The following is an 11,643-nucleotide window of genomic DNA, read 5'->3' as shown; positions in this document are numbered from 1 at the left end:
ACCGACATGAACGCCAAGGCCCTAGCACTGGGTGTCGCCACCGCGCTGGCGGTGGCAGCCTGCGCCACCACCACGTCGCCGACCGGGCGCACCCAGTACGTGGGTGCCGTCTCGCAGGCGCAGTTGGACCAGCTTGGCCTGCAGGCCTTCGCTCAGGCCAAGGCATCCACGCCGCTGAGCCGCGACGCGTCCCAGAACGCGTACGTGGGTTGCGTCGTACGTGCGATCACCGCCCAGCTGCCGGCGCCGTGGAACGGCGTGCGCTGGGAATACGCGCTGTTCGACAACAACGAAGCCAATGCCTGGGCGCTGCCCGGCGGCAAGATCGGCGTCTACACCGGGATCTTCAAGGTCGCCACCAGCCAGGACCAGCTGGCGGCAGTGATCGCCCACGAAATCGGGCACGTGACCGCGCGCCACCATGACGAGCGCATCACCCGCCAGGTCTATGCCCAGACCGGACTGGGCGTGGCTGGGGCACTGGCCGGCTCGCGCTACGGCGAGGGAGCCCAGCAGACCACCGGCCAGCTGGGCGGCGCACTCCTGCAGGGTGCCTTCCTGCTGCCGAATTCGCGGGTGCAGGAGTCCGAGGCCGACGTCGTCGGCCAGGAGCTGATGGCCAAGGCCGGCTTCGATCCCGAGGCCGCCGTGCAGTTGTGGCGCAACATGGGCTCGGCCGGCGCTTCGCGACCGCCACAATGGCTTTCCACCCACCCCGACCCCGCTTCCCGCCTGCGTGAACTGCAGGCACGCGCAGCCGGGTTGATGCCGGTCATGCAGGCCGCGCGCAGCAGCGGGCACACTCCCAGCTGCCGTTGACCTGGTGCATTCCGGCACAGGTCGGCGAACCCACTTTCTGCTAAGTTTCCGCACCTGGCCGCGCCTGCCGCGGCAAATTGCCATCGAGGAATGCCCCCATGTCGAAGCCCTATCGCCGCCCGCTCACCGTCGCCCTCACCGCTGCCCTCGGCATGCTGGTGCTTGCGCCGATCGTCCACGCCGGGCCGCAGTCGCAGACGATGAGCAAGCAGGAGGAACGCGCACGTCGTCGCGCCGAGCTTGGAAAGGATCCGCAGAAGGCGGCAGAGGCCAAGCCCGCGCTGTATCCCAATGCCACCCGGCAGTCGCCGGAGGCCAAGGCCTCGCCGAAGCTGATGAAGCACTTGCAGGAGTTGCAGGCCCGCTACGAGAAGGACGACTGGGCTGGGGTGATCAGCAAGGCCGAGGAACTGGCGGCAATGCCTGCCGCGAACGCGTACGAGAAGTCCTTCGCCTACTCAATGGCAGGCAACGCCGCCGCCAACATGGACGACCAGGCCAAGGCGGGCGAGTTCTTCGCCAAGGCGGTCGATGCCAATGGCATGGAAAACGATGGCCATTTCTCGACCATGTACAACCTCGCGATCATCCAGTTCGGCAACGAGAAGTACGCCGACTCGCTGAAGACCATGGATCGCTTCCTGGCGGAGAGCAAGTCCGACAAGCCCGAGCACCTGGCATTCCGTGCCGGCGTGCTGGCCAACCTCGACCGCCACGACGAAGCCGCTGCGATCTACAAGGATCTGGTCGCCAAGAACCCGGATGACAAGCGCCTGCTGATGAACGCTGTCGCCGCCCTGCAGAATGGCGACAAGTTCGATGAGGCCAACGTCCTGCTCGAGAGCGCCTACAAGCGCGGCATGCTCACCGAGAAGCGCGAACTGCGCGCGCTGTACATCGGCTACATGAACGCCCAGCGCTGGGACGACGCCAAGAAGGTCATCGACGACGGCGTGGCCAAGGGCATCCTGCAGAAGGATGCCGATCTGGCGCGCGACTACCAGATCCTCGCGCAGAACGCCTACATGGACGACAAGATCCCGCAGGCGATCGAGTTGTACAAGCTGGCCGCCCCGCTCGCGGCGGACGGTGAGGCCTACCTCAACCTCGCCAAGGTGCTGGACTACGCGGACCGCAAGGCCGAGGCGAAAGCCGCTGCCAAGCAGGCGCTGGAGAAGGGCGTCAAGAAGCCGGAAGAAGCCAACCGCATCCTCGCGCGTTGAGACGCACCGCGCAGTTTTTGACCTACACCACAGACAAGGCTTGGAACAAGCCGGGTCTACTGGTATAAACTACGGGATTCCTGCGGCCATCAGGTCGCACCGTAATCCGTCCCGGCCGAAACGACCGGGGCCCTCCACACCAGAGCCGTGCGCATGACGGAAGATCTCGCCCACATCGAGAAGAATGACAACCGCGATGGCGGCGTGAGCTGGCCGCGCATCGCCGGCTTCAGCTTCGCCATCGCTCTGCATGCTGCGGCCCTGCTGCTGCTGCTGGCGCCGCTGTCCCCGCCTGCCCAGGAAGTGGACAAGGATGATGTGGTGAGCGTCACCTTCATCGAGCCGCCGCCGCCGCCGCCGCCGCCGCCGCCGCCGCCGCCGGAACAGCCCAAGCCGCTGACCACGCCGCCGAAGACGCTGTCGCCGCCGCGTCCGAGTCCGGTCCCGCCGCCGCCGGAAGATCCGCCGGTGGTGTTGAGCGAATCGCGTGCCGTCGACGTGGCCGCGCCGCCGCCGTCGCCGCCGTCGCCGCCGGCTTCGGTGCCGGACATCGGCTCCAGCGTGGACGCGTCCTCGCGTGCGATGAATCCGCCGAAGTATCCGCCGGAAGAGCAGCGCCGCGGCATCCAGGGCACCACCGTCCTGATCGTCAGCATCGACGCCAGTGGCGGCGTGCTTGACGTCGAGGTCGAACGTTCCAGTGGCAACCGCAATCTCGATCGCGCCGCGATCACCGCGGCCAAGCGCTGGCGCTTCAACCCGGAAGTGAAGAACGGGCAGAAGGTCGCCAGCCGCGTCCGGGTCCCGGTCGAATTCAAGATGTAACCGCTGTTCCGCACCACCCGCTCCAAACCGTAATGCGTCACCTCTTTTGAACAACTTCATCCACGACATCCAAGGGTAAGCGTATGTTGCAAGAAACTGCTGCCGCCGCACCTGCCGCCGCCGGAGGCAACAACGCCGCCGCTCTGCAGGCGATGGGCTTTGACCACCTCATCCAGAACTTCGACGTTGTCGGCTGGATCGTGTTCCTGACCTTGAGCATCATGTCGGTGATGTCCTGGTACTGGATCATCATCAACTTCATCAAGAACATGCGCCTGCGTGGCCGCGCGGACCGTGTGGTCAGCACGTTCTGGGAAACCACCAACGCCCAGGACGCGATCCGCTACATGGAAGAGCAGCCGAAGTCGGAGCCGTTCTCCAAGATCGCGCTTGACGCCGCTCAGGCCGCCGCCCACCACCAGCGCCACGACGGCTCCAAGCTGGCCGAGTCGCTGAACCGCTCCGAGTTCGTTGACCGCGCCCTGCGCCAGGCCGTGACCCGTGAGTCGCTGAGCCTGGAAGCCGGCCTGACCGTGCTTGCCACCACCGGTTCGTCGGCTCCGTTCGTCGGCCTGCTCGGCACCGTGTGGGGCATCTACCACGCGCTGATCAAGATCGGTTCGTCGGGCGACGCCTCGATCTCGGCGGTGGCCGGCCCGGTGGGCGAGGCGCTGATCATGACCGCTCTGGGTCTGTTCGTCGCGATTCCCGCGCTGCTGGCGTACAACGCCTTCGTGCGCTCGAACCGCATCACCAACAACCAGTTCGACACCTTCGCACACGACCTGCACGACTTCTTCGCCACCGGCGCTCGCGTCGGCGACGCGGCCGGCAAGCGCTGATCGTTGGCGAATGGAACCTGACGGAGGCCCCTGACCATGGGAGCAAGTGTCGGTAACAAGGAAGACGGCGCGCCGATGGCCGAAATCAACGTCACGCCCCTGGTGGACGTGATGTTGGTGCTGCTGATCATCTTCATGATCACGACGCCGCTGATGAACCACAAGGTCAAGGTGCAGCTGCCGCAGGCGGTGGTCGAGAAGAAGGAAGAGAAGAAACAGCAGATCCCGCCGGTGACCATCTCGGTGACCGAGGCGGGCGAGCTCTTCCTCAACGATGAGCCGGCGACCCGGCAGGCGATCGAAAGCCGCCTGTCGGTCGAGGCCCAGAAGACCCCGCAGCCGCCGGTGCAGATCCGTGGCGACAAAACCACCCCGTACCGGCTGATCAACGAAGTCGTGAAGATCGCGCAGGCGCAGGGCATGGCCAAGGTCGGCTTCGTCACCACGCCGCCGAAGAAAGGGCAGTAAGGAGAACGCACGATGGCCTTTGCCAAAGCCAGCGCAGGTGCCATGGCGGACATCAACGTCACCCCGTTGATCGACGTGATGCTCGTGCTGCTGATCATCTTCATGGTGACCATGCCGATCCAGTCGGTGCCGGTGGACGTTGATCTGCCGCAGAAGACGGACAAGCCACCGGAAAACCCGAAGGAACCGCCGGATCCGATCGAACTCCGGATCGATGCCTCGGGCCAGATCTACTGGAACAACTCGCCGGTCGCCGTTTCGGCGCTGGAGCGGATGATGGACGAGGAAGTCGCCCGCGATCCGACCAACCAGCCGGAATTGCAGATCGATACCAATGAGTCGGCGGAATACGGCGTGCTGGCCCAGGTGCTGGCGGCGGCGAAGAATGCCGACATGATCAAGATCGGGTTCGTCCAGAAGTAAACATTCAGGCTCCGGCTTCCGGAGCGCGTCGTGGATGACGAAACGCCGCCCTTGGGGCGGCGTTTTTTTGTGCCCGGCCGGCAGTGAAACGGCTGCGAGCGGCTGCTAGCGCTGCTGATTGCCCGGTCTTCGACCGGATTCGCAGGTCAGGCGGACGCGGCGTCCACGATCCGTCGGTAGGCGCGTACGGTGGCGTCCAGGCCGGCGTAAAGGGCTTCGCCGATCAGCGCGTGGCCGATCGACACCTCCCGCACATCCGGCACTTCCGCGAGGAAGCGGCCAAGGTTTGCCTGGCTGAGGTCGTGCCCGGCATTGACCTGCAGGCCGGCCGACTGGGCGAGCCGGGCCGTTGTGGCGGCCGAACGCAGTGCTGCATCGGCATCGCCGGCGGCGAAGGCCTCGGCATAGGGACCGGTATACAGCTCGACCCGATCCGCGCCAACGGCGGCGGCTTGCGCCACGCCGGGATCGCCGACGTCGACAAACACACTGACCCGGCAGCCGAGGACCTTGAACGCGGCGATGAGCGGGCGCAGCGATTCGCCGTCGCGGGCGAAGTCAAAGCCGTGGTCGGATGTCAGCTGGCCATCGCCATCGGGTACCAGGGTGACCTGCGCCGGCCGGACCGCCTCGCACAATGCCAGCAGGCCCGGATAACCGGCGCGTGGCGGTGCGAACGGATTGCCCTCGACGTTGAATTCCACCCCGCGCGCAGTGCACAGCGCACCCAGCGCGTACACGTCGTCGCTGCGGATGTGGCGCGCGTCGGGACGCGGATGCACGGTGAGGCCGTGGGCGCCGGCATCAAGGCAGGCCACGCCGGCCGTGACCACGTCTGGCTCAGCGCCGCCGCGCGAATTGCGCAGCACCGCGATCTTGTTGAGGTTGACGCTGAGCGCGGTCATGGCGCGCCGCCAGCGGCATCGCGCTCCTGCCTGCGCGCCTCCGCCAGTTCGCGCAACCGGCGCAACTCGGCCGGGTCGACCATCATGGTGGCATCACGGTCGCTGCCGGCCACGCGGGCCTGGTACAGGCCGAGGACCCAGGCAATGAACAGGATCAGCGCGGCGAGCATGCAGCCCGCCAGCACCGCCATTGACGTGGTGAGGAACGCCAGTGCCATCGCCGCGACGGCGAGGAGCAGGAACAGCCAGTGCATGCGTGCGGCTCCGGGTGGGTTGCGCGCAAGTTTACGCCGCCCAGTCGCCTACAACAGCGGCGCAGTCAGCCGCGCCAGCGCCTCCGGCAGGCGTGCGGTGAGCAGGGGACGCGGGCGGTCCGGGCGCACCCGCGGCGCGCAGGCGAACTCGCGTTCGATCAGCTGGGCGAGCACACCGGCGACGCCAGCATCATCGATCAGCAGCGACGATTCGAAGTTGAGGCGGAAGCTGCGATGGTCGAAGTTGGCGCTGCCGATGATCACCAGCCGGTCGTCGACCAGCAGCGACTTGCTGTGCAGCATGCGTGGGCCGTACTCGTAGACCTTCACCCCGGCCGCCAGCAGGTCGTCGTAGTAGGAGCGCACGCACCAGGTCACCAGGCGGCTGTCGCTCATCTTCGGCACCAGCAGGCGCACGTCCAGGCCGCCTAACGCGGCGGAGGTCAACGCCATCATCGCAGCCTCGCCGGGAACGAAGTACGGCGTGGTCAGCCAGATCCGTCGCGTGGCCGAATGGATGGCGCCGACGTAGGTGCGATGGATCGCCTCCCACGGCGAATCCGGCCCGGAGGTCAGCAGCTGCGCATGGACCGGACCGGGCTGCGGCGCAGGCATCGCGCGCACCACGTCGCCGATGAAGTCCTTGCGCTCGGTGGCATAGGCCCAGTCCTCGACGAAGACTTCCTGCAGCGAACGCACGATGTCGCCCTCGACGCGCAGGTGCAGGTCGCGGTAGGCGTCCTCGCGCAGGCGCTCGTCTTCCTCGTCGGTGATGTTGATGCCGCCAAGGAAACCGACCCGGCCGTCCACCACCACGATCTTGCGGTGGGTGCGCAGGTTGAGCCAAGGCCGCTTCCACGGCAGCCACAGCCGCGCCGGGTGGAACCAGGCAAGCTCGCCGCCGGCCTCGAGCAACGCTTCGAAAAACCGTTTGCCGCATTGCGAAGAGCCCATCGCGTCGAGCAGCAACCGCACCTTGACCCCCGCACGGGCGCGCTCCACCAGCGCATCGCGCAGCGCCGTGCCGGTGCGGTCCGGGTTGTAGATGTAGTACTCCAGATGGACGTGGTCGCGCGCCTGCGCGATGGCGTCCAGCAGGGCCGGATACTTGCTGCCGCCATCGACCAGCAGGCGCACGTCGTGCGCAGTGCTCGGCGCGAGCCCGCTGGTGGCATGGGCAAGGGCGCGCAGTTCCAGGCTCTCGTCGCCGGGGCCGTCACCATCGAGTGGCAGGTGCGCGTGGTGGCGCCGCCGCCGTGCGCGGTGGCGGATGATCCGCTGCGGGCCGAGGATGTAGTAGATCGCGAAGCCGATGTAGGGCAGCGCCGCCAGGCTGATCAGCCAGCTCAGGGTTGCCACCGGCTCGCGCTTCTGCAGCACGATCCAGCCGCCCAGCCAGACCAGGTACAGCGCCCAGCCTGCGGTCAGCCAGGCGCGGATGTGGGGGATCGCCCACAGGGCGTCCCAGACATCGATCAGTGCGGCCACGGCGTTCTCCTGCGTCGCGGGTCCTGCGACCACCACAGGGTAGGCTGCGCGGATGGAGATTTCATCCGCCCCGCCCCATCCCGACGACGACGCGCGCCGCGCGATGGCGCCGGTCAAGGGTCGCGGCGCGGCGTCGCACCCGACTGGCCGCTTCGAGAAGCGCGTGCTGCACTTCGACGACGATGGCTGGGGGTCCGTGTACGAAGCGCTGGAGGAGGCGCCCGCACTGCGCACGCGGGTCACCAGTGAACGCGCACGCAGCATCATCAGTCGCAACCAGTCGCCCGACGTCGGTTTCTCGCAGTCGGTCAATCCGTATCGCGGGTGCGAGCACGGCTGCGTGTATTGCTTCGCACGGCCCTCGCACGCCTATCTCGACCTGTCCCCGGGGTTGGATTTCGAGACCAGGCTGTTTGCCAAGGCCAATGCCGCGGAACTGCTGCGCACCGAACTTGCCAAGCCCGGCTACGTGCCGGTGCCCATCGCGCTGGGCATCAATACCGACGGCTGGCAGCCGGTGGAGCGCGCCCATGGCATCAGCCGCGCCTGCCTTGACGTGCTGCTGCAGGCGCGCCATCCGCTCAGCATCGTCACCAAGGGCAGCGCGCTGCTGCGCGACCTCGACCTGCTGGCGGAACTGGCCGCGCACGGACTGGCCAACGTGCATGTCTCGATCACCACCCTCGACAACGCGCTGTCGGCGAAGCTCGAACCGCGCGCCGCAGCGCCGCACACGCGGCTGAAGCTGGTCGCCGCGCTGCGCGAGGCTGGCGTGCCGGTGGGCGTGCTGGTGGCGCCGGTGATCCCGGCGATCACCGATGAATACCTGGAGCGCATCCTTGAAGCCGCGCGCGATGCCGGTGCGCAGTCCGCCGGCTATGTGCTGCTGCGGTTGCCGCATGAGTTGAAAGAGCTCTGGCGCGAATGGCTGCAGCTGCACTATCCGGACCGTGCCACGCACGTGATGAGCCTGGTCCGGCAGATGCGCGGCGGCAAGGACTACGACAGCGCGTTCGGCACGCGCATGCGTGGACAGGGGCCCTTTGCCGACCTGGTCGCGATGCGCTTCGCGAAGGCCAGCCGCCGGCTGGGGTTTGCCGCGTTGCCGCCGCTGCGCACCGACCTGTTCCAGCGGCCGCGTCCGGCCTCGCCCCAAGGCGAGTTGTTCTGAGCTACCGCGCCGGGGCGTCATCCGCCGTCGCGGGACCGGGAGGTGTGAGCAGAAGGCCTTCGACAGCCATTGCCGCGATCGCGCCGATGGCATACATCAGCAGGTCCATCGGGTCGAACGTGCGGCCGAACAACGGGAGGCCTGCCGCCTGGGCCACTTCGGTCACAACCCCGACCAGGAACGTCAGCAACGCGCGAACACCCGGGGAATGGGGCAGCCTGGCCAGGCGCTCGTCGGCTCCCAGCAGCAGCACCAGGAAGAACGGCAGCACCAGATCCATGAGATAGCCCGAGACGAACGGCCGGGCGGGGCCGTGGTAGTCCGGTCCGATCAGGACATGCAGCGCCGCGACCACCACCGCGAGCGACAGGACGAAGGGTTTGCGTCGGAGCGTCGGGAATTGCACCGCGGCTGGCCTGCTTGGGTGGTGGGGTGGACGTGGCGGCGCAGCCCGGGGGGCGTGGCCGGCGGGGCGCGGCTGCCCGCCCGGGAAGTCAGCGCGCCGGCAGGGGAATCCGGTCGTGCGCGTCGCCGGGGATCAGGCCGAATGCGCCGCTGTCCCAGTCTTGCTTGGCCTGTTCGATGCGCTCCTTCGAACTGGAGACGAAGTTCCACCACATGTGGCGCGGGCCATCCAGCGGTTCGCCGCCGAACAGCATCGCCTTCAGCGGGGTTTTCGCGCGCAGCACATGGCGCACGCCGGGATCGAGCACCACCAGGTGCTTCTCCGGGATGTCGGTGCCGTCCAATTGGGCCTGTCCTTCCAGCACGTAGAGCGCGCGTTCCGGCGCTTCCGCTTCGACTGCCAGCTCGGTATCCACCGCCAGGTCGAGGGCGACGTTGAACGTATCGGCGAACACCCGCACCGGTGATTCCATCCCGAAGCCACGCCCGGCGATCACCCGCAGCCGCGCGCCGGCGTGGTCGCGCCACGGCAGGGTGGCGGCTTCGTGGTGGTGGAACGACGGCGCGGTCTCTTCGTGCGATTTCGGCAGCGCCACCCAGGTCTGCATGCCGTGTAGGCCATGGCCCGCCGCGCGCGGACCCGGCGGAGTGCGTTCGGAGTGGGCGATGCCGCGGCCCGCGGTCATCCAGTTGACGTCCCCGGGGAGGATGTCCTGCAGGCTGCCGAGGGTGTCGCGATGGCGCAGCGCGCCGGCCCACAGGTAGGTCACGGTGGCCAGGCCGATGTGCGGATGCGGGCGCACGTCGATGCCGCGGCCGGGTTCGAACAGTGCCGGCCCCATGTGGTCGACGAACACGAACGGGCCGACGCTGCGTGCCTGCAGGCTGGGCACGGCGCGGCGGACTTCCAGCCCGCCGATGTCGTGGCTGCGCGGTGCGATCAAGGTGGTCATGGCGTCCTCCCTGTTGGCGAAGCGATCAACCGAAGTCCGGCAGCAGCGGCCCGCCCATCCACAGCCAACGCGCCATCCACGCGCTGACCAGCGCGATCAGCACGGTCAGCGGCAGGCCCACGCGCAGGAAGTCGCCGAAGCGGTACTGGCCGGGGCGCAGGATCAGCAGGTTGCCGTGGTGGCCGATGGGGGTGAGGAAGGCCACCACCGCGCCGAGCGCGGTGCACACCACGAACGGTGCCGGCGGCAGGTCCAGCACCTGCGCGGTGGCGATCGAGATCGGCCCGAGCAGCGCGGTGGTGGCGGCATCGCTCATCACCTGGGTCAGCAGCGCGGCCAGCGAGAACATCACCAGCAGGATCGCCAGCGGTGGCCAGTGCGCGATGAAATGCGACAGCCACTGCGCGAGCAGCGCGGCGGTGCCGGTCTGCTCCATCGCGATGCCGAGCGGGATGACGCCGGCGATCATCACGAAGATGCGCACGTCGATGCCGCGGTAGGCCTGTTCCACGTCGACGCAGCGGGTGGCCACCATCGCCACCGCACCGGCCAGGAAGGCCAGCGGCGGCGACAGCCACTCGGTGGCCGCGGCCAGCACGGTCAGGCCGAGGATCGCCAGCGCCAGGGGCGCGCGCAGGCGGCGCTTGGCCTCGCCCGCGAACGGCACCAGCATGAGGAAGCCGTGGTGGGCGGCCAGCTCGTTGAAACGGGCCGGCTGGCCCCACAGCACCAGCAGGTCGCCTTCGCGCAGGCGCGCATCGGACAGACGGTCGGCCATCTGCTCGCCGCGTCGCCACAGTCCGGCGATCACGGTGTGGAACTGGCGGGCGAAATCCAGCTCGCGGATGCTGCGGCCGATGAACTCCGAGCCGGGCGCCACCACCGCCTGCACCAGCTGCGGCCGGCCTTCGCCGGCGGCGAAGCTGCCGAAGCGGGCGATCGCGTTCATGTCCAGGCCGCTGTCGTCGTGCAGCGACATCAGCTCGTCGGCGGCGGCCTCCACCAGCAGCACGTCGCCAGCCAGCAGCGGGCTGCTGGCGCCGAGGTCGTCGCGGCGCTCGCCGTCGCGCAGCCAGCCGAGCAGGCGGAAGCGCTCGCCCAGCGCCTTCTGCAGTTCCGCCAGAGGCCGTGTGCACCAGTGGCCGTCCTTCACCACCACCAGCTCGGTGCGGTAGCGGTCCAGGCGCAGGTAGTCGTCGTCGTTCTGCTCGCCGCTGCGCTTGGGCAGCAGCCAGCGGGTCAGCAGCATGTACGCGGTGCCCACCAGCACCAGCGCAATACCGATCGGGGTGATCGAGAAGATCCCCAGGCCTTCGTTGCCCGCACGCTCCAGCATGTCGTTGGCCAGCAGGAAGGCGGGCGCGCTGAACAGCGTCAGGGTGGTGCCCAGCGAAGCCGCCAGCGACATCGGCATCAGCAGTCGCGAAGCCGGCAGGCGGCGGTTGCGCGCGTGCCGCAGCAGCAGCGGCAACATCATCGCGGTGACCATCACGTGGTGGGTGAAGGAGGCCAGCAGCGCCACCAGCGGCATCACCACCGCGATGGTGCGCCACTCGTGCTCGCCGGAGGCACGCTCCACCCAGCTGCCGAGGCGCTCGCTGATGCCGGTGGCGCCAAGTGCGCCCGAGATCACGAATACCGCGGCGACGATGATCGCCGGCTCGCTGGAAAAGCCCGACAGCGCCTGCTTGCCGTCCAGCACCCCGGTCAGCACCAGCGCCAGCAGGATCAGCATGGCGGTCACGTCGACCCGCAGCCGCTCGCTGATGAACAGGTACAGCCCGCCGGCCAGGATCAGGCCGAAGGCGAGCTGGGACCACAGGTGGGGATCAAGGTGCATGGGCGCATTCTGCCGAAGTCGCGGGGA

The 11,643-nt window shown here is 68.2% G+C and carries 13 protein-coding genes; 7 read left to right on the top strand and 6 right to left on the bottom strand.

Annotated elements, in window-relative coordinates:
- Positions 1–6 precede the first annotated feature (6 nt).
- The 6 genes from ICG51_RS07205 to ICG51_RS07180 all read left to right on the top strand — a co-directional run bounded on the left by ICG51_RS07205 (position 7) and on the right by ICG51_RS07180 (position 4,600).
- A complete protein-coding gene (locus ICG51_RS07205) occupies positions 7–819 on the top strand; it encodes a M48 family metallopeptidase (protein ID WP_190279739.1) in 813 nt (270 codons plus the stop codon).
- Between the two features lie 98 nt (positions 820–917).
- Positions 918–2,042, top strand: coding sequence for a hypothetical protein (locus ICG51_RS07200; RefSeq protein WP_190279738.1), 1,125 nt, complete (start codon positions 918–920; stop codon positions 2,040–2,042).
- Between the two features lie 153 nt (positions 2,043–2,195).
- On the top strand, positions 2,196–2,867 hold the full coding sequence (locus ICG51_RS07195; RefSeq protein ID WP_190279737.1) for an energy transducer TonB: 672 nt from the start codon (positions 2,196–2,198) through the stop codon (positions 2,865–2,867).
- Between the two features lie 83 nt (positions 2,868–2,950).
- Positions 2,951–3,709 carry a MotA/TolQ/ExbB proton channel family protein gene (locus tag ICG51_RS07190; RefSeq protein WP_190279736.1) on the top strand — a complete coding sequence of 253 codons (759 nt, stop codon included), beginning with the start codon at positions 2,951–2,953 and terminating at the stop codon, positions 3,707–3,709.
- Between the two features lie 36 nt (positions 3,710–3,745).
- A complete protein-coding gene (locus ICG51_RS07185; RefSeq protein WP_223809388.1) occupies positions 3,746–4,177 on the top strand; it encodes a biopolymer transporter ExbD in 432 nt (143 codons plus the stop codon).
- Between the two features lie 12 nt (positions 4,178–4,189).
- Positions 4,190–4,600, top strand: coding sequence for a biopolymer transporter ExbD (locus tag ICG51_RS07180; protein ID WP_190279735.1), 411 nt, complete (start codon positions 4,190–4,192; stop codon positions 4,598–4,600).
- Between the two features lie 146 nt (positions 4,601–4,746).
- On the opposite strand, the gene ICG51_RS07175 is transcribed toward ICG51_RS07180, so the two are convergent.
- The 3 genes from ICG51_RS07175 to cls are packed head-to-tail and all read right to left on the bottom strand — an operon-like array spanning position 4,747 to position 7,235.
- Positions 4,747–5,505, bottom strand: a complete 759-nt coding sequence (locus ICG51_RS07175) for a pyridoxine 5'-phosphate synthase (RefSeq protein ID WP_190279734.1) — start codon at positions 5,503–5,505, stop codon at positions 4,747–4,749.
- Entirely contained in the window at positions 5,502–5,759 is a 258-nt protein-coding gene (locus ICG51_RS07170) for a hypothetical protein (protein ID WP_190279733.1), read from the bottom strand. The genes ICG51_RS07175 and ICG51_RS07170 overlap by 4 nt, the downstream gene beginning before the upstream one ends.
- A gap of 48 nt (positions 5,760–5,807) precedes the next feature.
- Positions 5,808–7,235, bottom strand: a complete 1,428-nt coding sequence (cls, locus tag ICG51_RS07165) for a cardiolipin synthase (RefSeq protein ID WP_223809573.1) — start codon at positions 7,233–7,235, stop codon at positions 5,808–5,810.
- Between the two features lie 64 nt (positions 7,236–7,299).
- Here cls and ICG51_RS07160 point away from each other — a divergent pair, with 64 nt between their 5' ends.
- Positions 7,300–8,418, top strand: coding sequence for a PA0069 family radical SAM protein (locus ICG51_RS07160; RefSeq protein WP_190279731.1), 1,119 nt, complete (start codon positions 7,300–7,302; stop codon positions 8,416–8,418).
- A gap of 1 nt (position 8,419) precedes the next feature.
- On the opposite strand, the gene ICG51_RS07155 is transcribed toward ICG51_RS07160, so the two are convergent.
- From ICG51_RS07155 to ICG51_RS07145, 3 genes are all read right to left on the bottom strand, one after another.
- Positions 8,420–8,824, bottom strand: a complete 405-nt coding sequence (locus ICG51_RS07155) for a hypothetical protein (protein ID WP_190279730.1) — start codon at positions 8,822–8,824, stop codon at positions 8,420–8,422.
- An 88-nt stretch (positions 8,825–8,912) separates the two neighbouring features.
- The gene (locus ICG51_RS07150; RefSeq protein WP_190279729.1) at positions 8,913–9,776 is read right to left on the bottom strand and encodes a pirin family protein; all 864 of its coding nucleotides are present in this window, start codon (positions 9,774–9,776) and stop codon (positions 8,913–8,915) included.
- A gap of 25 nt (positions 9,777–9,801) precedes the next feature.
- Positions 9,802–11,616: an SLC13 family permease gene (locus tag ICG51_RS07145; protein ID WP_190279728.1), complete on the bottom strand. Its 1,815-nt coding sequence runs from the start codon at positions 11,614–11,616 to the stop codon at positions 9,802–9,804.
- Positions 11,617–11,643 lie beyond the last annotated feature (27 nt).

The sequence above is a fragment of the Thermomonas sp. XSG genome, assembly GCF_014678725.1.
Taxonomy (GTDB): domain Bacteria; phylum Pseudomonadota; class Gammaproteobacteria; order Xanthomonadales; family Xanthomonadaceae; genus Thermomonas.
The sequence above is the reverse complement of the archived record's forward strand: the minus strand, read 5'-3'. Positions and strand labels throughout refer to the sequence as shown.